We start from the raw sequence: 19,902 nt of genomic DNA on the forward strand, positions 1-19,902 counted from the left end.
ATTGAAAATACGTTTAAATTCATGGATGCTTCCTAAAAATCTAAGTCTTATTGAGAAAATTAACCCACTTATTGAAACTATTTTCTGGGCAGAGTATATAATTCTCTGATGAAATAAAAAGATTAGTTTCGTGGGGATTCAGTTTAGAAGTTCGTTGTCTGCGCTTTAGCGCTGTTCCCACCCAAGTGGTTACAACGGACGTAATTTTTCCAGTAAACATTGAGCAATTCTCCGGGATGCACCAGGTTTACCCATGCGACGAGGGCCATTAGCGGCTATTAATTGGAGACGATCGGGATTTTCGAGTAAATATTTTAAGCTTTGAGCTACTTGGCTGGGTTTTTTGACTAATAATATAGAAGGGCCAAGTAAACGACTTTGGGCTTCCGCGAAGGCGTAGGTAAATTGAGGGCCTTTTCCGGGAATTGTAATTGCAGGTTTACCTAAACCGATAAATTGTTCTGTTGCTGTTCCTGCCATTGCGATCGCAAAATCAGCAGCTTGTAAGCAATCAGCAAAAGCTTTCTGAGTCAAAATTAACTGATATTTTCCTTGACTAAACACTAAAGCTGTCGGATCGGAAATTGGCAATTTGGCAGGGTAAAATTGAGCAGATCTCAATCGCCAGCCAAGTCTTTCCAAGGATTCTTTTAATGGCTCTAAACTTAAACTAGGAGTGATCGCACCAAGAAACAACAGCGAGCGATCGCGAAAACTATTCCTCACACTCGCCACAGCTTCTATAATTTGCTGCCAATTTTCGTAAGCTTCAGGAATGCGAGAACCTGGGAGAAGACAAACACTAAGCGATCGACCTTGCCAATTTTCTATTTCCCCCACTGAAGACACCGACTCAGGAGTTAAAGATTCTAATTCATCCATCATCGGATTTCCCATGTCAAAAGCTGGGATCGACCATTGTTGTAAAATTTGAGTCGTTAAACTATCTCTAGGAAACACCGCCTTACAGCGAGGATGACTCATAAACCAACGTTCCCAAGGCAAATAGACCGACCCAGACCAACCTTCCCAAGGCCGTTTAAAACTGCGCCCAGAGACGTTGCTGGCAACGTCTCTACATTCGTCCCGCAAATAATATTCTGATTTCGCCGTACCCACAAACACATAAGGTGCGCCACTCAACCAAGCAAAAAACAGCGGCACAATATCACCAACGGCGATAATTGCCCCACCTTGTTTAGCAAAAGCTTTCACCGCTTGAAATTGCTGCCACAGCAGTTCCAATAGACCACCTCGAACATCGCGCCACAACTGTCGCCAGTCCATATAAACAAAGCCACCGGAGGGCATTTTTTGGGTCGGTGCAATAATCGGAATTCCCCGAGCAATGTAAGCTTGACCCTCACCAACGATTGGCAAAGCTGCTATTTTCGGGGAAGAAGGAAGTTGTTGTAATTGTTGGCAGATTCTTACTGCGATCGCATCTTCCCCATGACCATTACTCAAACAAAGTAACTTCATCACCATGCCTTCGCGCACCCTATTGATGTTCCCTATCAAAGCATAAAGCAGAGTTAATATTAAAGTTATGAGTTTTGCGTCAAAGAGTTTTGAGTTAGGAACAGAGTTTAAAGTTTTAAGTTAGGGAAAAAGTTCTGAGTTTTAAGTTTGCTCCGAGAGCTTCCCTGCTTCCTGCTTTGAGAGTCCCGGTAGCCCCGGGAGTCCCGGGAGCCTCAAATCTTCTTCGGTGGAATGGGAGAAGACCGAGTTGAAGAGGACGGGGGTAGATTAGGAGGCGGTTGCAATTGTTGTCTACCATTACGAATGATCCGCAACATTTCGCCAATATTCTGTTCGATATTAGACAGAACTTGGTCAGCATAGTCATCGGCACCATTTTGAATTGCTTCAGCTTCTGCGATCGCTCTTGCACGTATCTCTTGTAATTCCTCTTGTGCTTGTCGGTACATACTTTCAATTTCAGCCAAAGTTTGCTCTTGTGCTGATTGACATTCCTGCTGCACAGTTTGCCAGAGTTGCTGCGCTTCTAATTTTGCTTGTCTAACTACACTACTTTCTTCCAAAATTTGGGCAGCACGTTGTTCAGCAACTTCCACTATTTGTTGAGCGTACTGTTCCGCCGCCAAAATAATTTCGTCTTTGTGACGGACAATAGTTTCCGCTTCCGCAAAAGCCGCTGGCAAATTCAGCCGCACTAAATCTAATTGTTCTAGCAACTGTTCCTCATCCACCAAAGTGCGCCGAGACATGGGAATGCGCGGACTATCGAGAATCATCTCCTCTAGGCGATTGAGTTCTCGTTGAATATCTACACCTGTTGTTCCCTGCTGGTTTAATTGATCTTCGGTGTTGGGTTCGTCACTGTCTGGGTCGATTCTGGATGTATCTTGGCGTAACATTTTTTGTATATATCAATAGCAACGTGCTTAGGGACAAGATGATCGACTGAGCCACCAAATCTGGCTATCTCTTTTACCACGCTACTGCTTAAAAAGCCATATTCTGTCGAGGTTGCCAAAAAAACTGTCTCGATTTCTTCCAAGAGAGTTTTATTAGTGTGAGCCATTTGTAACTCCTTTTCAAAGTCAGAAAGCACCCGCAGACCTCGGATAATAACGCTAGCTCCTCGCAGTTGGGCATAATTTACAGTTAGACCATCAAAACAATCTACTTCCACATTAGAAATGTGACTAATAGATTGCCGAATTAGGTCGATTCGCTCTTGCATGGTAAACAGAGGTGATTTGCTAGGATTTTGCAGCACAGCTACTATGACTCGCTCAAACAGCTTACTGCCTCTGGAAATCACATCCAGATGCCCAAGGGTTATTGGATCGAAGCTGCCAGGATAAATTGCAATCACGAACAAAAGGGTTTCAGAATTACTCACCGCGATTATAAGCTAGTCTGGGGTAACTCAGTTGTTCTGTGAGTGAATAAATTTAGCTAATTGATTAGCCGAATGTCGAGTTATTCCAACCCCACATTGCGCCTTTAGCGTCGGCAAATTCTATGTAGATCCGATTAGCTGGTACACCCAGCGTTTGATTAATCTTCTGGCAAAAATCCTGGCTCATCGATTGCGTCTGTGCCGGACTCATGTTACCGATGCTTTTGATTTCAATGTAGCAAACAGGGTCCGTTGTGCCCGCAAAAGTCATGGCGACATCTGGTTCAAATGCCGTCATTACGTAAGATTCGGGTTTTCCCAAGTGTTTGGCTAATCCAGATGAGAGGGTTTTGAGCAAGGTTTCTACTTTGGCTTTCTCTGGTGCGGTTACAGAGGTTTGTACTTTAATTAAAGGCATAACTTAAATCTCAAAAAGGTTATTTTAGCGATCGAACAAAGAAAATCTTATATTAAAACTCGACTCTACCATCCATCCCTTTTTTACCAAAGTTGAGAGATGATAGAGCCGTTATCAGCTACCAACCAAAGCCGAGACAAGGTGACAGAGTTAGTTATGAGTGTTGAGTTAATTGCCTTCACAACTCAACACTCAAAACTTAAAACTCAAAATTTTCTAACCACCGTACTGCCAACCTGTGCTTTCCAGCAACAGGGGACTTCCCTCTCGATGCACACCTGCACCGATTACTTCGCCAACATAAACGGTGTGATCTCCTTGTTCCACCGCACCGACAACTTTACACTCTACATAACCTAAAGCGTCGGAAATAATCGGACAACCTGTTTCTTGTCCCAGATAAAATTCTACATCTTCAAATTTATCACCCACCCGCCGCTGGGGTTTAAAAAATTTCTGCGCTAACTCTTTTTGTCCAGCTTCCAAAACGCTGAGGGTAAACACGCCGCTAGCCTTAATCATGGCGTGAGATTTAGAATCTTGCTTGACGCAGTTTACTACCAATGGGGGCACAAAAGAAGCTTGCATTACCCAGCTAGCTGTGAAACCGTTAACCTCTTCGCCTTCTTTAACGCCGCAAACGTAGATGCCATGAGGAATCATCCGCAGTACCGTTTTCTTTGCCTGTTCGTCTAACAATGGTTTCACCTCTGAATTCTACAACGCCCAGTTTATCAAGCTTTTTCACCCCCTGCCTCTTCCTTTGTTGATAAATCTATATTACCTAAATCAAATGTAGAGACGTTTCATGAAACATCTCTACATCTGTGGTGCAGATTTAATCAACACAAACAATCAGCAATTTTTCTAGCCTTAGTATTTTCTCATACTAACGGGAACACAGAAACCACTGCTACAATTTGTTACTCTTAATTGATTCCGTTCTACTGGTTGAATGCGAAATGTGTCAGCATTATAGTTAGGAACTGGTCTTCTACTTCCAGGATAAGTTGGTCTGCTACCCTGTAAAATAAAACCATTTCGCGTCGGCGTGAGTGTCATTCTTTCTTCGGCAGCGATTAAATTTCCGTTAGGCATTCTGGCATTGACTCTCATTCTGCCAAAGTTGCCATTCATGGAAAGTCTAGCTTGATGATTAATCCCGCTTAAACGCCACTGTAACACCCAATTTCCATCTAGTGCCACATTAGGATTAACGCTGCGAACACTTGGTTGTGCGTTAGGTTCTCGGATGCTGGGTTGTTGTGCGATCGCACTTTCTTTACCAATTGTACTGCCAATTGCTAAGGAACTAGCTGCTAATCCTACCAAAGCTAAAGCTGCGAAGTTTTTCATAAACTCCTCCTATGATTTGTAAGTTAATAGTTGAATCTGGTTTAAAGTCTTTCTATCTTTTATGACCTATATTTTGATTTTAAGTTCCTGAAAAAACTTTGTCATTACCCTTCCAGGGTACTAGTTTTTATGTTGCTGGTAGCTGAGAAAAAATACTCAGGAAAAATTAGGCAATCTTTCTTTTCTAAATGTGATCTTTGTAGCTAATCCAATCTATGTTATCCTTTAATTTAGTGAATTACTTGTTTGAGAAGTATCATTTATTTCTTAGTTAACTAAGTTAGAGCCAGTATACTATGCAACTTTATTTTATTAGACACGCTGAATCTACAAATAATTATAATAGGCGGGTGACTGGTTCGAGCAAAGGTCGATCGTCCGATCCAGAATTAACAGATACAGGTAAACAACAAGCTCAACTTTTAGCAGAATTTCTCAGGAACAATTATTCACCGATACCCGTCCTAGAAAGAGACTTTCAAAATAGCAGAGGTTTTAACTTTACTCATCTATATTCCAGCTTAATGATTCGGTCTGTAATGACTGCTACCTTAATTTCCCAAGCCTTAAATTTCCCCTTAACAGCTTGGGTGGATATTCATGAATGCAGAGGGCCTTATTTCCGCGATAATCAAACTGATGAACCTATAGCCACAGAAGGTAAAAACCGAGCTTATTTTACTGCAAATTATCCCGAATTAATTCTCCCAGATTACTTAGGAGAAAAAGGTTGGTGGAATCGTCCAATTGAAGAAACAGAAGTATGGTTTATTCGGGCAAAAAGGGTTTTGCAAGAACTATTAGAAAAACATGGTAATACTAATGATAGAGTAGCCATTGTCAGTCACGGAGGGTTTTATAATTGCTTTTTAGCAACGGTTTTAAATTTCCCTCCCGGACATTGTTTTTCCTTCATTCTTAACAATGCCGCCGTTAGTAGAATTGACTTTGACAATGGCAAAGTGAGGTTGTGTTATTTGAATCGAGTAGATTTTTTGCCCAAAGATTTGATTACTTAGGTAGTTGGCTTAAGCAACTCCATATTTCTGAAACCAAGCTAACATTTTGTTCCAAGCATCTTCAGCTTGTTCTTTGCGATAAGTCGGACGATAATCAGCCAAAAAACCGTGAGGTGTATCGGGATAAAGGATGATTTCGGAACCGCTATTTCCGGCTTTTAATGCTTTCCGCATTTGTTCAACTGTATCATTAGGAATGTAATCATCCTTACCAGCGTAAAGTCCTAAAACTGGTACTTTTAAATTAGCTGCAATATCGATCGGATATTTCGGAGTTAAAGCAGTAGATTCACCAACTAAACGCCCATACCACGCGATACCAGCTTTGACATTTGGATTATGTGCAGCGTATAACCAAGTAATTCTGCCCCCCCAACAAAAACCTGTAATTCCTAATTCTTTGGTGTTGCCTTTACTTGACTTTGCTGCCCATTTTACGGTAGCATCTAAATCAGACATTACTTGAGAATCTGGGACTTTAGAAACGACTTTAGAAATGATTTCTTGAATGTCAGACATTTGGGAAACATCGCCTTGACGGGCAAACATTTCGGGTGCGATCGCTAAATATCCCAACTTAGCAAGACGGCGACAAATATCTTGGATATGTTCGTGAACACCAAAGATTTCTTGTATCACTAAAACAGTAGGAAAATTCTCCCCAGTTGCAGGCATAGCGCGATAAGCAGGAATTTCACCATCTGCAACCGGAATTTTCACTTCTCCCGCTATTAAACCTTTGCTATCTGTGTTGATAACTTGCGCGGAAATGGGGCGAACTGCTAAAGCAAAACCAGCAGCTAAACTAGAAACAATAATAAATTCCCGACGAGTTAAATCTTTCATTGGTAGTTCTCTCCTTCACACCTTAAGATAATATAATAGCGTAAGTTGCTAGTTATTAATTGTGGATAAATTTGTGGTTTGTCCTGTGCGTCAGACTGTAAAATTTGGGCAAGTCACAGGAATTTTTAGTTCTGACGCACCCGAAGGATGATAACTAGCAACTTGCGTTAATAATAGTTTAAAGATTTCATCATTAGCGCATTGTTTGATTAGCTTATTTTGGGAAATTTGTAATTTCTTAAATTTAACTGCGATCGGAGATCGTGTTAAATTTGAAACAGAGGTAATAGCAAATGTCAAATCAAGGAAAAACCTTAGAAAAATTACACTTGTTGATATGTCTGTAGCAATTTTAGAATCAGCCGCTTATGGAGTACCGCAAATTAGGCCGAGAGCTATTTTCATTGCTAATCGATTTGGCATGGAAAATCCATATCCAAAAATTAAATTATTACCTCATGAATACAAACCTATTGAATCAGCGATTTCCGATTTGCCAGAGTATACAGCTATCCCAGAAATAAATCATGAATGGACTCGCCATTCGCCAGAATATATGGAGAGAATAGCTAAAGTTCCGCCTGGTGGTTCTTTATATGAAAGTTATGTCGATGCTTTTAAGCGTCAATATCCTGGTAAACCAAGTATGACTGTGAAAGAAAATCACGGTGGTACACACATTCACCCTTATTTAAATCGGGTTATTTCAGCGCGAGAAATGGCTCGTTTGCAGACATTTCCCGATAGTTTTATTTTTAAAGGTTCGATGAAAAAGGCTATGTGGCAAATTGGTAATGCTGTGCCACCAAGATTAGCTGAGTGTATAAGTTATGGACTGATACCTTATTTAAAGGTAATAGAATCTGATTCTCAATTGCATTGATGAGGATAGTTAGACTTCAGACATTAGATAATTCTTAATAAGCTTTGTCAAACTAGATTGCTATGGTTTATTCCTAGTTTTTGCCAGTTCTTGATCTAAGTTTTCAGCAAATGTTTGGAACATCTTGACATCCTGGCATAAAATATTACTTTCAATTTTCTTGTCCTGAACTCGCAAGATGTCACCTCGACCATCTTTAGCAGTAATTGTAAGAATTTTTCTTTTCTGCCAGAGTCGATACCGCTCTCCTTCATAAAATTGACCACCTTCAGGCGCAGGCATTCCTATTTTACTTAACGCTTTTTTAGCAGTTTGTACAACAAAATCACCGTATACATAAAAAAGAATATTACTGGCGAAGTTTGGGACTTCTTTACTCAATAAATCAAGTAGCTCAACAACAGTCAATGGTGGCTTGTTGAGAGCCTGAGACTGTCCCTGTATTACTTTAACCATCTCATCTGGGTATTCATCAAATAGGTCAGTCAGAAAATCATCTGGAGACTGCGCCTTGAGGTTCCAAGGATCTAGAGCTACTGCTGGGAAATGCTTTAGATTTGAGGTTACAATAACCTCAGCCTTTGCAATCACAGCAGCAGCAAGTACATGACGATCTCCAGGGTGATTGCTCATCACTTCAGCCAGTCCAAGAGGTACCTCAACCATTGCTTCAGGAAAAGCTTCTTTGATTTTCCCTTCCAGGTTGCTTGCTCGCTCAAGTGTCATTCTTCCTTGACTCACAAGATTGCGAATTGCACCATTAAGAATTTCCTGCGACCAAAATGGTAAATAAAGACCAGCTTTTGCAGTACGAAGCAAGGTGTCACGCAAGTACATAGGGAACATGACACAGGAATCTAAAAGAACAGGAAACTCAGCCATTTTATCGGTTGAATTACTCCTATTCGTAAAATCCAGCTTCTTGGCTCATCTGGGTAAGTTGATCAAGTAATTGGCTGCGCTTTTTATCACGTACCTCCTTATACTGCATCAAATCTTGATAACGAATGCGGCGATGTTTTCCTACCTTGATGTATGGAATTTGCTCCTCTTCTAATAATTTGATCAGAAAAGGTCTTGAGACATTCAAAATCTCAGCTGCTTGCTGTGTGGTCAGTTCACGGTTATGAGGTGCTAAGGTAATAGTCTGACCAGATGCCATTGCGTGAACAACCTGACGTAGCACGCTGTAAACAGACTCAGGAATTAGAACTTCTTCTCCATTACTTCCCACTAATTTTGCTTGTGAAGCTTCCAGGCTGAGTATTTGTTCTAGTTTTGCGATTAAGTCTGCCTCTTGTGGCTGAGTAACTGACTTTAATGGTAATTTTTGCTTCAGCATGATGTGTATAAGCGTATATGTTCTTAGAACATAACACAGATTCGTATTAAACGCAATAATCGCATCAAACGAAATACGATAACTGTTCCTGCTCATCTTGGAAGCAGATGGAAAACAAATTTCAAGCTAATAAACATACCTGTGAAATAGCTTGGAATGTCATTAGGTCAGCAATTGATGCTTTGCAGACAACCATTCTCCATCGCTCAACTACAACTGTATCCACATAAGAAAAATGTTCGTCATTTATAGCCAATTTCCAACCATTTTCAAGACACTGCGCCGCAATCCAAATATCATTCTCAGGGATTGGTCTTCCGTTGCGCCTTAATGAGAGACGAGTTTGTTTTTCCAGGCATAAAGCCTCTATTTTATAAAAAGCTTTGATCTTCTTCTAAAACAAATGATACAAAAGCTGTTCTTTTTGGCAAGCGATCGCTAATAAATTCTCTAGCTAATCTTGCACTAGTTTTTACATCGGTTACTTCACTCAGGTCTAGTGATCTTGTATCTTCAGCAATTTTGTCATCGATATAGTACCAAAGATCAACACCTAGAATTAAAATTCCCCTCTGTTCTAATTCGTTGGCTAGACTTATTGCATCTTTGGGAGATAACAAAAGTTCCTCTGCCTTAATAATACCAAGGTTATGATACTTACTTATCAGCCTTTCTAAAGTCTCTATCATCTTAGTAAACCTTCTTTTTAGAACGGATTATGGTTGATCAGATCTAATTTTCATTATAAAGGGGCAGTTTAATTTTATCTGCCCCTTTAACTTTTAAGAAGCTACATATAATTACCTCTGGCTATTGATTCACTTCATCTGGCAGCCTACAGGATCTATCCAATGCGGGTCTTTGGTATCGCTGACCTGCACAATATCTGCACTTACGTCATTACAAATGACATAATGACCGTCGCTTCGATAGTAGATAGTAGCAGGTTCATCGTTTTGTGTGCCATCAGAATTAAATCGTTCATCTCTTGTAGAAGCAATACGAACTGGTCTTTGAATCGTTTCAATAACAGATTCTTTTGTCCAACCACGCTTGTTCAGTTGTTTGAGAATTTTTAAGCCGAACTGAGGAAGAAGATCTTTGTTGAGCATTCATTTGCCTCATAGTTATCTCCGTATAATTATCGAGTAGCCTTTTTATTAGCTTACATTCAAAGGCATCACCCCTTAAATAGCCGCTTTATAATGATTACAAATATAGCATATTTGTAAATTATTCAGAACTTGTTTTTAACAGCTTAATTGATTTTTATCAATCAGCGCCACAAGTCAGGTAATTTGCCCATACCCAACCTTCGTAACCGTTGCCTCTGTCGGTAACAATGTTTGCCCAATTTCCCGATCGATCGAACTTCTTCAGCAACACGACTGAACGATTAGGAATAGTACCGAAAGGTTTGGCGTTAATGTCGTTGCGATCGCGCACTTGTAAAGGCCCACCTTCGGGAGTCATTACCATCATAAATTGCTGGTTACAACGTCCCTGTGCAATCAGAAATTCATTGCTATTTTGATTAGGGGTTAAATTAGTTTGAGTAGCAGAAATAGCCTTTGTGTTGCCTAAAGATAAAGATACCAAAGTAATAATTGATAGAGCTTGCCCCAACTTAACGATCGTATTCATAACCGAGAATTCAACTGTTAAATTAAACTATGATGTTACTACAACGATATCCGTAAAATTCCTGAAATTCGTAAACCTGGTAGAGACGTTGTATGCAACGTCTCCAGGACTGACGCACTGACACTAAATATGGTGGATTGGTGCGTTACACTAGCGTTAACGCACCCTACGAATAGAAGAATGTAGAGACGTTGTATGCAACGTCTCTACTGCTGCCTTAACAAAGCTTTATCAATTCGGGGTTTTCTCGGCTTTCTCTGGGGGCAGTTAGCGATAAAATATGACAGTCGTACTCTGTAGCAGACTGTGATTGAGCGTTATACGTTGCCTGAGATGGGCAACTTGTGGACAGAAACTTATAAATTAAAGACGTGGCTTCAGGTTGAAATTGCGGTTTGCGAGGCGCAAGCTGAACTGGGATATATTCCGACTGAGGCGGTAGAGGAAATTAAGGCGAAGGCAAACTTTGACCCGAAGCGGGTGCTGGAAATTGAAGCCGAAGTCCGCCATGATATGATTGCCTTCCTGACGAATGTTAACGAATATGTGGGAGATGCGGGACGTTACATTCATTTGGGTTTAACTAGTTCCGATGTGCTCGATACTGCTTTGGCATTGCAATTGGTGGCTAGCAGCAATGTGCTCTTAGAACGTTTGGAAGATTTGATTCAAGCGATTCGTTACCAAGCACAGCAACATCGTAACACGGTAATGATTGGTCGATCGCACGGGATTCATGCCGAACCGATTACTTTTGGGTTTAAACTGGCAGGATGGTTGGCAGAAGTTTTGCGCCATCGTGACAGATTGGTGAATGTGCGTCAGCGTGTTGCAGTGGGGAAAATTTCCGGTGCGGTGGGAACTTACGCTAATATTGAACCGAGAGTAGAAGCGATCGCCTGTCAAAAACTAGGTTTAGAACCAGATACCGCTTCAACTCAGGTAATTTCCAGAGATATTCACGCGGAATTTGTGCAAGCTTTAGCATTACTTGGCGCATCAATTGAACGCTTCGCCGTAGAAATTCGCAACTTGCAAAAAACCGATGTTCTCGAAGTAGAAGAATACTTCGCTAAAGGACAAAAAGGTTCTTCCGCGATGCCGCACAAACGTAACCCAATTCGTTCCGAAAGATTAACCGGAATGGCGCGAATTTTGCGGGGTAATGCGGTTGCTGCTTTGGAAAATGTGGCGCTTTGGCACGAACGGGATATTTCCCACAGTTCTGTAGAAAGAATGATTTTGCCAGATAGCTGCACTCTGACTCATTTCATGTTAGTAGAAACTACTGATTTGGTGAAACACCTGTTAGTTTATCCCGAAAACATGGCGCGAAACATGAATGTTTACGGCGGTGTGGTTTTCAGCCAAAGAGTGATGTTAACTTTGGTGGAAAAAGGGATGAAGCGGGAAGAAGCTTATGCGATCGTCCAATCTTGTGCTCACCAAGCTTGGAATAAACCTGAAGGTAATTTCCGAGAATTAATTAGCAGCGATCCTCGTGTTACTGAAAGGTTATCGAATGAGCAAATTGACGAGTGTTTTGATCCACAAAGGCATTTAAAGCATTTGGATCAGGTTTATCAACGGTTGAGTATTTAGTTGTCAGTAGAACTGTAGAGACGTTGTATACAACGTCTCTACAGTGGGGGTAATAGACCGGACATAATATTAACTATTATATATGTTACAAACCCATAGTGATATATTCTCACAGTAAGTTTGCTTAGTTTTCACGTTCAATTATCTATCTATTACGGCATCCAAATGAGCTTACCCTTCTCTCCAGGGAATGCAGCCTCCTCTTTATTACGCCACTCAATGTAGATTTCAATTGACACTTTCAGTTTCTCTACGAGGTGGAATGTATTACGCCACGCCAAATTTGCATCTACACCTTGCACTGAAATGTTTGCCTCTGGTATGTATCTAAATCCACAATCACTCTTCTCGCCCTTAACGACATGGGATAGAGTCTGCTTTCTCAGTTCGTCTACAGACATCCCTCGACGTACAGCAAGCTCATGTGCTGCATTAACAATTTTGTTCCAGTTCGGTTGACGGATTTCTTTATTGTCAATCGTGGCTTGAATCACTCTCGTATGCTGGAGATTACTTGGCGTATGAGGGTTTAGTATTTTATAATTATCTGTTTCAGAAATCTGTTGGGTTTGGTTACGTGCCTCATAGTCATTCAATAACCGTTCAATAACAGTTATTGGTGTATCCTCAAAAGGAACAGCAATGGCTTGAAGCCTCTTATATAAAGGATCAGGGATTCTAACGACTGGCATCATACTTTAGTTTTGTACAACATTTTATAATATAAAAGTGTAACACATATATAATTATAGTTGTAAATATGTTGAGAGCCTATCTTGCATGAGCGAAACCGTCTATATCGAAACCAGTATCTTCGGCTACCTCACAGCCAGAGCAACCAAGAATCTAAGTTTAGCTGCAAACATTGAGATAACAAGAGATTGGTGGGAATCTCGCCGAAGTGCTTTTACACTCTGCATATCACAGGCAGTTCTGAACGAGGTAGCGCGGGGAGATCCAGAAATTGCAGCACAACGTCTGGAGATGGTTCGTGAAATTACCTTGTTAGAACTCAATCAGGCTGTACTAGATTTAGCAGCACAATTTCTCTCTAGAAGCAATCTTCCCTCGAAAGCTGATATCGATGCGATTCACATTGCAGCAGCTACGGTTCACGGTTTGAATTACCTGTTAACCTGGAACTGTAAACATATTGCAAATGCTCAAATTCAGAAAAAACTTGCAGAGATTAGCCTTGATTTAGGATACCAACTACCGATTATTTGTACACCTTACGAACTGCTAGGAGATTAACTCATGTGGAAAGATGAAATTGTAGAGGAAATCCATCGAATTCGTGATGAATATGCTAAATCTTTTGACTACAATTTGGACGCAATATTTGCAGATTTGCAGAAACAACAAGCTGCGAGTGGCAGAAAATTAGTATCATTACAACCTAAGCAGCAGTCTGATAATAAGAAAAAGAGACAGGTAATCATGTACCGGGATGAAGACGGTTATTGGATTGTAGAATGTCCTAGTCTCAAAGGTTGTGTTAGCCAAGGTAAGACTAAGGAAGAAGCTTTGGCAAATATCAAAGAGGCAATTACGGGTTATATTGCTGCTTTAGAGTCAGATGGTTTACCTGTTCCTGAATACAATTTTGAAACTTTTCTGGTATAGGAGGAACATAATATGAAACTAGCTGAATTGCTTCCCGCTGTTCGACAGCTTTCTGCAACAGAAAAACTCAAATTGATCCGAATTCTGGCAGAAGATTTAGAGATGGCAGAGGATATTTCGCCGTTAGAACCCTTTAAAACCTATGACTTACCAACTCCATACGATTGTTTTGGGGCGGGTGCAATTCTATTGGAAATACTAAAGCCTTCAGACACAGATAATTAGAATGAATAAATTGATCGATCGCAAATCGAAGCACAAATCATGAATAATCTAGACCGTATTACTATTAACCCAAATATCTGCCTTGGGCAACCCACAATTCGTGGAATGCGAATTACAGTGGGATTTGTTCTCAAGTTATTAGCCAGTAATTTGTCTGTTCAAGAAGTCTTGCAAGCTTACCCAGAATTAGAAGCTGAGGATATCCGACAAGCTCTTAATTATGCTGCTTGGGCAGTTTCCGATCGAATTGTGAGTCCTTCAGCATGAATAATCTTCGCTTCATTGCTGATGTTCATATTTCTCCTTTAACTGTTAGCAGTTTGCAACAGCAAGGGTATGATATTTTGCGTAGTACAGACTTGCTGCCTGCTACTGCTACTGATAGAGAAATTTTAGAGTTGGCAAGAATAGAAGGTCGAATTGTGATCACGCAAGATTTGGACTTTTCTATGTTGGTAGCTTTGGGTAATTACAATCAACCAAGCTTGATCACCCTGCGATTAACTTCTGCAAAACTTGATGTAGTGACGCAAAGATTACTAGAAATAATACCTCAGTTAGAAGAAGAGCTTAGAGAAGGTTCAGCCGTAACTGTAGATGATAATTCTGTACGTATTCGTAAGTTACCAATCCGTTGACCTAAAATGACAGAAACTAACTTATCTTCAGTATTTACTGTCAATATTCCAACTACTTTAACGCTGCAAGTTTCCCATGAGCAGTTTGTGGAATTGGCACTGGCTAACCGCGATTTACAACTGGAGCGAACTGCTACAGGAGAGTTAATTGTTATGCCACCAACAGGTAGTAAAACTGGTAACAAAAACTTTGATATTTCTGGGCAAATTTGGTTGTGGAATCGTCAAACTAAACTTGGTGTAGCATTTGATTCTTCTAGCGGTTTTCATCTGCCAAATGGGGCCGATCGCTCTCCCGATGCTGCTTGGATACGTCGAGAAAGATGGGATGCACTGACTAAAGAACTGCAAGAAACTTTTGCACCTATTTGTCCTGATTTTGTTCTAGAATTGCGTTCTAAAAATTACAATATGGAACCTTTACGAGCTAAGATGCGGGAATATTTGGAAAATGGGGCTCGTTTGGGTTGGTTGATCGATCGCAAAAACCAAAAAGTAGAAATTTATCGCCAAAATCGGGATGTGGAAGTGTTAGATCATCCGCTAAGTTTATCAGGGGAAGATGTTTTACCGGGGTTTGTTTTGGATTTAACTGAAGTGTGGAATTGATTAATAAAACTTTGTTAATGTTCTGAGTTTAATTGTGTTTGAATTGCTGATACTACTTTTTCTTCCCAGGCTGGATCTTCAAATTTGATTGTAAGTTTATTAGGGCGGGAATGTCGTCGATCGATATAAGCGTAAAATGCTTCTTGATCATCTCGATGGGTAAGAATGTATTGCTTTAATTGGCGATCGCTCATAGCAGAATAATTAACTTCTGTCATGGTTCAATACTCCCATCTGGTTGAATTTCAAATTCAATATTCTCGCCTTGTCCAGCTAGAATAAACAAATTTAGCGATCGCTCATCGAGGCGCACGATATGAATAGGCTGAAACATCATATTTGTCAGAAGATGGCAAAGTCTATATAAAGTTCTTAGCTGCGCCCCGGTTGGTTCTCTCATTGATCTATTATCATAGCTTGAAAAAAGTCTATTTCAATGTTAATTTCTTACTAAGCTTAGGGAATACTAGAGTTAGCTGTATTTCTAAATCGTCCAATGAGTGACATTAAAAAATTAGATCAAGATAATTACGTAACTGTGCAAGAACAGTACGCCGTGATTAATGAAGGTACAGGATACGCAATCATAAATATCGAAACTAAACAGATAATTGCTCGTAATATTTCCTCTTTTCTAGATTGTGTAAAAACTTTAGAATACATGGTTGGGAAAGGCGAGTCTCTCAATCCGATGCCTAGCCAAAATCAGCCAAAACATCAGATACCTAATTTTAATGTCAGAGAAGATGTGCAACAACTGATTGAAATTTATGCTCCCACAACTGTAAAAGTAGAAAAGAAAACAAATGTAGAGGGAAGTCGATATAAATGTTATGATTCTTCTGGTAATTGTCTGGGTCGAGTTAAAGGAAAATTAGGTAGTCGTTATTGGCAAGATACTGCGGGGAATACATATTATTTGAATGAGTAGTTTTGTTTTGCGATCGCAAACGGTGCGTTACGTTGCACTTTTCTTGAATGCCGTGAAAACTCTCGTCGGGCAAGATGCCCACCCCACAAGAAAGCTGTAACTCTTGTGGGGTGGGCATCCTGCCCGCCCCATCCGAATATAACTATTATCACTTTTATTTATTTACACCTACTTATTATCATTGAACTCTTTGCCACAAACGTTGTATTTCTCCTGATGTTTGGGGGTTGGGTGCGGGAAGGGTTTTTACAGTTGGATTAAGTTCAACTCCGGGGATATTTTGATTCCAAGGGCTGTTAGGAATTGATTGTAAATTAATGCTGTTGTTGATGGGACGAAAACCAAATTGAATGAAAGTTTTTTGTTGTTCTGGTTGGGTGAGGAAGTTGATAAATTTTCGGGCGGCGTTGGCTTGGGAATTGTCTACGTTTTGGCGGAGAATGGCGGCGGTTGCTATTGTTTCAATTGTGGGATCTAGGTAGTAAATTTGATAGGGTTGGGTTTGATTTTTTTGGCTTTGTTGCCAGCGAGAAAGGGCGATGCTTTCGTAAACTGTGGCTACGTCGGCATCGTTTGCGCCACGAGTGATAAATTCTTGAAGTAAGATGTCTGTGGAACGGGGGGGTTGATAAACTGAGCGTTTTATTGTGCTGAAAAGTGTGGTAATAGTGGGATTATTTAAGTTGAGATTTCCGCCTGTTTTGGCGATCGACCACAAATTTAAGGTCGCTTGTCCACTGTTGGAACGAGTGGGATCTGTAGTGAGAAAATCAAAGCTTCCCCATTCATTTTTTCCGCCTATTTTTTGCCAATTTCCGGCTGCCATCGCTTGTTCTACTCTTTGCCAAGAAAAGCGATTGTTGGGGAATAAAACTTTTCCTCTTTCGGGCCAAGCTATTCCTACTAATAAGGTTTTGGCTATTGGTTGGGGGGAATCATAGAAGGTTTGGTTGTTATTTTGGGCAGAAAGTCTTTGATTTAAGTCGTCGATGAATTCGGCTGAGGCGGGAATGATAATTGTTGGGTTAAAGTCGTTTTTTTTGTCGATGTAGTTGTTAACTATGTCTTGGGAACCTTGGAATTTTAACTCTAGTTTGATGTTGGGGTTTTCTTGTTCAAATTTGGTTTTTAGTTGTTGGATTGGTTCGGCTAATTCTGTGCCGCTGACTATGACTATTGTTTGCTGGAATCCGGGGATTGGTGCGTAGGCTAATGCGATCGCACCTAAAGCGATCGCAATTGAAGTAAAAACTCTATTTTTTGGTTGATTGTTGTTGGTTTTCATATTATTTATGAATCAGGATATCAACGTTTTCTTGAAAGCTGTTTAGTTCGGCACTTAAGAGTTTTAATTCTTTGACTTCTTGGGAGTTGGTTAAGTCGGCGGTTCGCAGTTTGTTTTGTAATTTTTGCAAGACTCCGGCGGAATTTTGGATTAAGGTTTGTAAGTTTGCTAGTTGTGCGGTAGAGGTATTTTGTCCTTCTTTGGCTAGTTCAATGTTCTGTTTTAAACTTTTGGCTAGTTGGGTTAAATGTTGTAATGCTATGCCGGAACTGATTTTTCTTTTGGCTTGAACTTCTTGGAATTGTGCTTCTAATTCGCTGACTGATAATAAGGAATCTTTGCCTTGGATTCGTTTGGTTAGTTGGTCGATTTTTCTGGGGAGTTCTATGGCGCGATCGCACGCATACTGCACTGTGGCTAACAACTCTAAGTTAACGGTATCACTTGGTACTAATTGATTGGCTTCTTGGCGTAATGTTTCCGCTTTTGTTGCTAACATTTTAGCTGTTTTTTGGATGGTTTGCAGTTCCTTTTGTAACTGCTGTTGGGCTATTTTTTTATTGTCTGGTTCTCTGGATTTTAACAGGGTTGCCCCGGCAATTGTAACTGCTGTAGCTGTTGGTAAAATGATGATGTTGGGTAAGTTCATTAAGCGAACACCAGTTACTAAAACAATGCCACCTGCTAATACTGCTACTGGGTAATAAAGAGGGTTTGTTAGTTTCATAATTGCTTAAAATTCAACTTGTAAATCTGACATTAATGTGGAAATTGTTGCCGGATCTCCGCGACGATAGTAACCACCGTTTAGTTGAGCAATTTGTTGCAGAACTTTGGGGTTAAATTCTCCTTCTTTGCCATAGCCAACGGTGAAAAAGGCGATTCTTTGATCGGTGTTAAAGCCGCTTTTTTGTAGTTCTTGGCTTAGTTGCTCAAGCTTAATTTTTGAGCCAGAATCTTCACCATCGGTGAGAATAACTACGGCGTTAATTGCATCTTTGCGGGGGTTTTTGATTAGCCAATTTCGGGCAAATAAGGCAGCATCATATAATGTTGTCCCGCCTTCTGCTTGGAGGTTGGTGATAAATTGCATTCCGCGATCGCGTCCTTCTGGAGTCCCATTTACTTGAATTGGTGGGCGAATTTCTGTGTCAAAATCAATTAAAGTAAGCTGTTCTTTTGGCCCTAAATTTTGGATGTAATTGCGTAAGGTATTCTGCACGGCTGGTAATTTATTACCTGACATTGAACCGGAGGAATCTACTACTATTACTACTTGGGAAGGTTTTTTGGCAAACTCTTGCCAAGATTTTAACATTGCTGTGACTACTTCGGGTTTTGGTGGGCGCAAAGAGTCGTATTTTACATTAGGATTAACTCCAAATTGTGGGGTAAATTTTGTTCCTAATTCTACGCCGGGAACTCCCGGTCTTAATCCTATTTCTGTGGCAATTTTTTGGGCTTCAGGTGTCCGCAAATAGGCAATTACTTTTTCGGCGGCGGCTTTTTCATCGGCGCTTACCCAAGGTGCTGAAGGTAAAATTGCTCGCATATTTGAGGTGTATGTTGCTTGGGGATAAATTGCTTCGTAGCGGGTTTGATTTGGTTGTAAATTAGAGTTTGCTTGGATTACAGATGATTCATAAACTGAACCAATGGAAGCCCAAAATGAGCCGTTTTTTACCATGTCGGTTGCTAATGTGTCTGTAGACATTCCGTAGCGGGTGACTTTGCTTTGTATGTTTTGAATTTGGGTTTGATATTTCTGCACATCAGCTATAGTTAATTGTTCTGGTCTTTTTCCTGATACGCTGACAAATTGAGATACTAATGTTTGTAAGCCGGAATTTGAGCGGGTGGGTGCTGTTTGGACGAAGTAAATTGGCAGTTGGGGGCTATTTGGATCTAGTTCGCGGTGATTTTTTGCTGTTACTAATACCTTATATATGTCTGGTTGTTTTTTCAGTCCGGGGGCTACGTCAGTAGGGGCAATAAATACCATTGGACTGTTTGCTAATAGGGGTGAATCGGTTATTTCTGGGATGTATTTTTGACCGGGGAAAATACTATTGATGGCGGCGATTAATTGGGCTTGATAGATTTCTCCGTCGAGTGAAATTAAGGTGGGAAATTCTGGTGCGTCGGGTTTCAGGCTACCTGTTTTAAGTTGTTGGGCTAGGTTGTTTATTGTGGTGACTATATCTCCACTTCCTTTGGCTACACAACTTAAAGAAAATGCTTTTCCGTTGTCTAGTTTGGGGTTAGTTTGGTTTAGTTGTTGGGCTGCTTGGGTACAAAAGTCTTTTAATGCGCTTCCTACTAAAAATTTTACTTCTATTCCTGGTTGTTGGGTTTCAATATCACTGGAAGCGCAAGCTGTTAAAAATAATATTCCTAAAATGGCGGTTAGGTGTTTGAGGTGAGAATGTTTGTTTCGCGTTTTGGTTCTCATATAACCTTTGCTTAACCAAGCGTCTCGCTTTCTGTATACAAATATAACTACATTGTGCGATCGCCTTCTTTCCGACTTTCCCGGTAAAAACCCTGAAACTTTTGTTTGTAATCTGTTACCAACTTCTCATAAGTCCAGTTTATCCGTATTTTTA

Annotated in this window: 28 protein-coding genes and 1 pseudogene; 11 read left to right on the forward strand and 18 right to left on the reverse strand. The window is 40.4% G+C overall.

Annotated features, from left to right (window positions below):
- Window positions 1-189 precede the first annotated feature (189 nt).
- The 6 genes from ACE1CC_RS22885 to ACE1CC_RS22910 all read right to left on the reverse strand — a co-directional run bounded on the left by ACE1CC_RS22885 (window position 190) and on the right by ACE1CC_RS22910 (window position 4,646).
- Window positions 190-1,482: a lipid-A-disaccharide synthase-related protein gene (locus ACE1CC_RS22885; protein WP_413272745.1), complete on the reverse strand. Its 1,293-nt coding sequence runs from the start codon at window positions 1,480-1,482 to the stop codon at window positions 190-192.
- 212 nt (window positions 1,483-1,694) lie between these two features.
- Window positions 1,695-2,381, reverse strand: a complete 687-nt coding sequence (locus ACE1CC_RS22890; RefSeq protein ID WP_413272746.1) for a DivIVA domain-containing protein — start codon at window positions 2,379-2,381, stop codon at window positions 1,695-1,697.
- Complete coding sequence (gene coaD / locus ACE1CC_RS22895; RefSeq protein ID WP_413272747.1) at window positions 2,315-2,845, reverse strand: pantetheine-phosphate adenylyltransferase; 531 nt, start codon at window positions 2,843-2,845, stop codon at window positions 2,315-2,317. Before coaD ends, ACE1CC_RS22890 begins: the two co-directional genes overlap by 67 nt.
- Window positions 2,846-2,936: 91 nt before the next feature.
- Window positions 2,937-3,290 (reverse strand): phenylpyruvate tautomerase MIF-related protein, encoded by a 354-nt coding sequence (locus ACE1CC_RS22900; protein ID WP_413272748.1) that lies wholly within the window; start codon window positions 3,288-3,290, stop codon window positions 2,937-2,939.
- A 216-nt stretch (window positions 3,291-3,506) separates the two neighbouring features.
- A complete protein-coding gene (locus tag ACE1CC_RS22905; RefSeq protein WP_413264185.1) occupies window positions 3,507-3,989 on the reverse strand; it encodes a flavin reductase family protein in 483 nt (160 codons plus the stop codon).
- 174 nt (window positions 3,990-4,163) lie between these two features.
- Window positions 4,164-4,646, reverse strand: a complete 483-nt coding sequence (locus ACE1CC_RS22910) for a hypothetical protein (protein ID WP_413272749.1) — start codon at window positions 4,644-4,646, stop codon at window positions 4,164-4,166.
- A 296-nt stretch (window positions 4,647-4,942) separates the two neighbouring features.
- Here ACE1CC_RS22910 and ACE1CC_RS22915 point away from each other — a divergent pair, with 296 nt between their 5' ends.
- Window positions 4,943-5,665, forward strand: a complete 723-nt coding sequence (locus tag ACE1CC_RS22915; protein WP_413272750.1) for a histidine phosphatase family protein — start codon at window positions 4,943-4,945, stop codon at window positions 5,663-5,665.
- Between the two features lie 9 nt (window positions 5,666-5,674).
- On the opposite strand, the gene ACE1CC_RS22920 is transcribed toward ACE1CC_RS22915, so the two are convergent.
- Complete coding sequence (locus ACE1CC_RS22920; RefSeq protein WP_413272751.1) at window positions 5,675-6,511, reverse strand: dienelactone hydrolase family protein; 837 nt, start codon at window positions 6,509-6,511, stop codon at window positions 5,675-5,677.
- A 334-nt stretch (window positions 6,512-6,845) separates the two neighbouring features.
- Here ACE1CC_RS22920 and ACE1CC_RS22925 point away from each other — a divergent pair.
- Window positions 6,846-7,394, forward strand: a pseudogene (locus ACE1CC_RS22925) (DNA cytosine methyltransferase); the annotation flags it as partial.
- Window positions 7,395-7,454: 60 nt separating this feature from the next.
- On the opposite strand, the gene ACE1CC_RS22930 reads toward ACE1CC_RS22925, so the two are convergent.
- Both ACE1CC_RS22930 and ACE1CC_RS22935 read right to left on the reverse strand, forming a co-directional pair.
- Window positions 7,455-8,276 (reverse strand): hypothetical protein, encoded by an 822-nt coding sequence (locus ACE1CC_RS22930; protein ID WP_413272752.1) that lies wholly within the window; start codon window positions 8,274-8,276, stop codon window positions 7,455-7,457.
- Window positions 8,277-8,295: 19 nt separating this feature from the next.
- The gene (locus tag ACE1CC_RS22935) at window positions 8,296-8,736 is read right to left on the reverse strand and encodes a helix-turn-helix domain-containing protein (protein WP_413272753.1); all 441 of its coding nucleotides are present in this window, start codon (window positions 8,734-8,736) and stop codon (window positions 8,296-8,298) included.
- A gap of 107 nt (window positions 8,737-8,843) precedes the next feature.
- Between ACE1CC_RS22935 and ACE1CC_RS22940 the strand changes: the two genes are divergently transcribed.
- A complete protein-coding gene (locus ACE1CC_RS22940; RefSeq protein WP_413272754.1) occupies window positions 8,844-8,966 on the forward strand; it encodes a hypothetical protein in 123 nt (40 codons plus the stop codon).
- A gap of 141 nt (window positions 8,967-9,107) precedes the next feature.
- Here the strand turns inward: ACE1CC_RS22940 and ACE1CC_RS22945 are convergent, their stop codons facing one another.
- The 3 genes from ACE1CC_RS22945 to ACE1CC_RS22955 all read right to left on the reverse strand — a co-directional run bounded on the left by ACE1CC_RS22945 (window position 9,108) and on the right by ACE1CC_RS22955 (window position 10,380).
- Window positions 9,108-9,425 carry a hypothetical protein gene (locus ACE1CC_RS22945; RefSeq protein ID WP_413272755.1) on the reverse strand — a complete coding sequence of 106 codons (318 nt, stop codon included), beginning with the start codon at window positions 9,423-9,425 and terminating at the stop codon, window positions 9,108-9,110.
- Window positions 9,426-9,554: 129 nt separating this feature from the next.
- Window positions 9,555-9,848, reverse strand: a complete 294-nt coding sequence (locus ACE1CC_RS22950; RefSeq protein ID WP_413272756.1) for a colicin E5-related ribonuclease — start codon at window positions 9,846-9,848, stop codon at window positions 9,555-9,557.
- Between the two features lie 160 nt (window positions 9,849-10,008).
- Window positions 10,009-10,380 carry an SH3 domain-containing protein gene (locus ACE1CC_RS22955; RefSeq protein ID WP_413272757.1) on the reverse strand — a complete coding sequence of 124 codons (372 nt, stop codon included), beginning with the start codon at window positions 10,378-10,380 and terminating at the stop codon, window positions 10,009-10,011.
- Window positions 10,381-10,686: 306 nt separating this feature from the next.
- Here ACE1CC_RS22955 and purB point away from each other — a divergent pair, with 306 nt between their 5' ends.
- Window positions 10,687-11,982 carry an adenylosuccinate lyase gene (gene purB, locus ACE1CC_RS22960; protein ID WP_413272758.1) on the forward strand — a complete coding sequence of 432 codons (1,296 nt, stop codon included), beginning with the start codon at window positions 10,687-10,689 and terminating at the stop codon, window positions 11,980-11,982.
- Between the two features lie 152 nt (window positions 11,983-12,134).
- Here the strand turns inward: purB and ACE1CC_RS22965 are convergent, their stop codons facing one another.
- Window positions 12,135-12,677, reverse strand: a complete 543-nt coding sequence (locus ACE1CC_RS22965; protein ID WP_413272759.1) for a T4SS efffector SepA family protein — start codon at window positions 12,675-12,677, stop codon at window positions 12,135-12,137.
- 85 nt (window positions 12,678-12,762) lie between these two features.
- Here ACE1CC_RS22965 and ACE1CC_RS22970 point away from each other — a divergent pair, with 85 nt between their 5' ends.
- From ACE1CC_RS22970 to ACE1CC_RS22995, 6 genes are all read left to right on the forward strand, one after another.
- Window positions 12,763-13,236 carry a type II toxin-antitoxin system VapC family toxin gene (locus ACE1CC_RS22970; protein ID WP_413272760.1) on the forward strand — a complete coding sequence of 158 codons (474 nt, stop codon included), beginning with the start codon at window positions 12,763-12,765 and terminating at the stop codon, window positions 13,234-13,236.
- Between the two features lie 186 nt (window positions 13,237-13,422).
- A complete protein-coding gene (locus ACE1CC_RS36900; RefSeq protein ID WP_459563897.1) occupies window positions 13,423-13,608 on the forward strand; it encodes a type II toxin-antitoxin system HicB family antitoxin in 186 nt (61 codons plus the stop codon).
- A 12-nt stretch (window positions 13,609-13,620) separates the two neighbouring features.
- A complete protein-coding gene (locus ACE1CC_RS22980) occupies window positions 13,621-13,833 on the forward strand; it encodes a hypothetical protein (RefSeq protein ID WP_413272762.1) in 213 nt (70 codons plus the stop codon).
- A 36-nt stretch (window positions 13,834-13,869) separates the two neighbouring features.
- Window positions 13,870-14,100 (forward strand): DUF433 domain-containing protein, encoded by a 231-nt coding sequence (locus ACE1CC_RS22985; protein WP_459563020.1) that lies wholly within the window; start codon window positions 13,870-13,872, stop codon window positions 14,098-14,100.
- Window positions 14,097-14,471: a DUF5615 family PIN-like protein gene (locus ACE1CC_RS22990; protein WP_413272763.1), complete on the forward strand. Its 375-nt coding sequence runs from the start codon at window positions 14,097-14,099 to the stop codon at window positions 14,469-14,471. The genes ACE1CC_RS22985 and ACE1CC_RS22990 overlap by 4 nt, the downstream gene beginning before the upstream one ends.
- 6 nt (window positions 14,472-14,477) lie before the next feature.
- Complete coding sequence (locus ACE1CC_RS22995) at window positions 14,478-15,080, forward strand: Uma2 family endonuclease (protein ID WP_413272764.1); 603 nt, start codon at window positions 14,478-14,480, stop codon at window positions 15,078-15,080.
- A gap of 14 nt (window positions 15,081-15,094) precedes the next feature.
- On the opposite strand, the gene ACE1CC_RS23000 is transcribed toward ACE1CC_RS22995, so the two are convergent.
- A complete protein-coding gene (locus ACE1CC_RS23000) occupies window positions 15,095-15,298 on the reverse strand; it encodes a DUF6887 family protein (RefSeq protein WP_413272765.1) in 204 nt (67 codons plus the stop codon).
- On the reverse strand, window positions 15,295-15,480 hold the full coding sequence (locus tag ACE1CC_RS23005; RefSeq protein ID WP_413272766.1) for a DUF6888 family protein: 186 nt from the start codon (window positions 15,478-15,480) through the stop codon (window positions 15,295-15,297). The genes ACE1CC_RS23000 and ACE1CC_RS23005 overlap by 4 nt, the downstream gene beginning before the upstream one ends.
- A 96-nt stretch (window positions 15,481-15,576) precedes the next feature.
- Between ACE1CC_RS23005 and ACE1CC_RS23010 the strand changes: the two genes are divergently transcribed.
- Window positions 15,577-16,011 carry a hypothetical protein gene (locus ACE1CC_RS23010; RefSeq protein WP_413272767.1) on the forward strand — a complete coding sequence of 145 codons (435 nt, stop codon included), beginning with the start codon at window positions 15,577-15,579 and terminating at the stop codon, window positions 16,009-16,011.
- 178 nt (window positions 16,012-16,189) lie between these two features.
- Here ACE1CC_RS23010 and ACE1CC_RS23015 read toward each other — a convergent pair whose 3' ends face one another.
- The 3 genes from ACE1CC_RS23015 to ACE1CC_RS23025 are packed head-to-tail and all read right to left on the reverse strand — an operon-like array spanning window position 16,190 to window position 19,748.
- The gene (locus tag ACE1CC_RS23015) at window positions 16,190-17,296 is read right to left on the reverse strand and encodes a substrate-binding domain-containing protein (RefSeq protein WP_413272768.1); all 1,107 of its coding nucleotides are present in this window, start codon (window positions 17,294-17,296) and stop codon (window positions 16,190-16,192) included.
- A gap of 1 nt (window position 17,297) precedes the next feature.
- A complete protein-coding gene (locus ACE1CC_RS23020; RefSeq protein WP_413272769.1) occupies window positions 17,298-18,023 on the reverse strand; it encodes a hypothetical protein in 726 nt (241 codons plus the stop codon).
- A 6-nt stretch (window positions 18,024-18,029) separates the two neighbouring features.
- On the reverse strand, window positions 18,030-19,748 hold the full coding sequence (locus ACE1CC_RS23025) for an extracellular solute-binding protein (protein ID WP_413272770.1): 1,719 nt from the start codon (window positions 19,746-19,748) through the stop codon (window positions 18,030-18,032).
- Between the last annotated feature and the right edge of the window lie 154 nt (window positions 19,749-19,902).

It is taken from the genome of Floridaenema aerugineum BLCC-F46, assembly GCF_041929345.1.
Classification (GTDB): Bacteria; Cyanobacteriota; Cyanobacteriia; order Cyanobacteriales; family Aerosakkonemataceae; genus Floridanema; species Floridanema aerugineum.

Bases quoted from the DNA above. Each gene is read 5' to 3' on its own strand.
- ACE1CC_RS22945 (WP_413272755.1), bottom strand. From the start codon at position 9,425: ATGATAGAGACTTTAGAAAGGCTGATAAGTAAGTATCATAACCTTGGT.
- ACE1CC_RS22980 (WP_413272762.1), top strand. From the start codon at position 13,621: ATGAAACTAGCTGAATTGCTTCCCGCTGTTCGACAGCTTTCTGCAACA.
- ACE1CC_RS23010 (WP_413272767.1), top strand. From the start codon at position 15,577: ATGAGTGACATTAAAAAATTAGATCAAGATAATTACGTAACTGTGCAA.
- ACE1CC_RS23020 (WP_413272769.1), bottom strand. From the start codon at position 18,023: ATGAAACTAACAAACCCTCTTTATTACCCAGTAGCAGTATTAGCAGGT.
- ACE1CC_RS22955 (WP_413272757.1), bottom strand. From the start codon at position 10,380: ATGAATACGATCGTTAAGTTGGGGCAAGCTCTATCAATTATTACTTTG.
- ACE1CC_RS22890 (WP_413272746.1), bottom strand. From the start codon at position 2,381: ATGTTACGCCAAGATACATCCAGAATCGACCCAGACAGTGACGAACCC.
- ACE1CC_RS22930 (WP_413272752.1), bottom strand. From the start codon at position 8,276: ATGGCTGAGTTTCCTGTTCTTTTAGATTCCTGTGTCATGTTCCCTATG.
- ACE1CC_RS22965 (WP_413272759.1), bottom strand. From the start codon at position 12,677: ATGATGCCAGTCGTTAGAATCCCTGATCCTTTATATAAGAGGCTTCAA.
- ACE1CC_RS23005 (WP_413272766.1), bottom strand. From the start codon at position 15,480: ATGAGAGAACCAACCGGGGCGCAGCTAAGAACTTTATATAGACTTTGC.
- ACE1CC_RS23015 (WP_413272768.1), bottom strand. From the start codon at position 17,296: ATGAAAACCAACAACAATCAACCAAAAAATAGAGTTTTTACTTCAATT.
- ACE1CC_RS23000 (WP_413272765.1), bottom strand. From the start codon at position 15,298: ATGACAGAAGTTAATTATTCTGCTATGAGCGATCGCCAATTAAAGCAA.
- ACE1CC_RS36900 (WP_459563897.1), top strand. From the start codon at position 13,423: ATGTACCGGGATGAAGACGGTTATTGGATTGTAGAATGTCCTAGTCTC.
- ACE1CC_RS22970 (WP_413272760.1), top strand. From the start codon at position 12,763: ATGAGCGAAACCGTCTATATCGAAACCAGTATCTTCGGCTACCTCACA.
- ACE1CC_RS22995 (WP_413272764.1), top strand. From the start codon at position 14,478: ATGACAGAAACTAACTTATCTTCAGTATTTACTGTCAATATTCCAACT.
- ACE1CC_RS22920 (WP_413272751.1), bottom strand. From the start codon at position 6,511: ATGAAAGATTTAACTCGTCGGGAATTTATTATTGTTTCTAGTTTAGCT.
- ACE1CC_RS22990 (WP_413272763.1), top strand. From the start codon at position 14,097: ATGAATAATCTTCGCTTCATTGCTGATGTTCATATTTCTCCTTTAACT.
- ACE1CC_RS22885 (WP_413272745.1), bottom strand. From the start codon at position 1,482: ATGAAGTTACTTTGTTTGAGTAATGGTCATGGGGAAGATGCGATCGCA.
- ACE1CC_RS22940 (WP_413272754.1), top strand. From the start codon at position 8,844: ATGGAAAACAAATTTCAAGCTAATAAACATACCTGTGAAATAGCTTGG.
- ACE1CC_RS22915 (WP_413272750.1), top strand. From the start codon at position 4,943: ATGCAACTTTATTTTATTAGACACGCTGAATCTACAAATAATTATAAT.
- ACE1CC_RS22950 (WP_413272756.1), bottom strand. From the start codon at position 9,848: ATGCTCAACAAAGATCTTCTTCCTCAGTTCGGCTTAAAAATTCTCAAA.
- ACE1CC_RS22935 (WP_413272753.1), bottom strand. From the start codon at position 8,736: ATGCTGAAGCAAAAATTACCATTAAAGTCAGTTACTCAGCCACAAGAG.
- ACE1CC_RS23025 (WP_413272770.1), bottom strand. From the start codon at position 19,748: ATGAGAACCAAAACGCGAAACAAACATTCTCACCTCAAACACCTAACC.
- ACE1CC_RS22900 (WP_413272748.1), bottom strand. From the start codon at position 3,290: ATGCCTTTAATTAAAGTACAAACCTCTGTAACCGCACCAGAGAAAGCC.
- ACE1CC_RS22910 (WP_413272749.1), bottom strand. From the start codon at position 4,646: ATGAAAAACTTCGCAGCTTTAGCTTTGGTAGGATTAGCAGCTAGTTCC.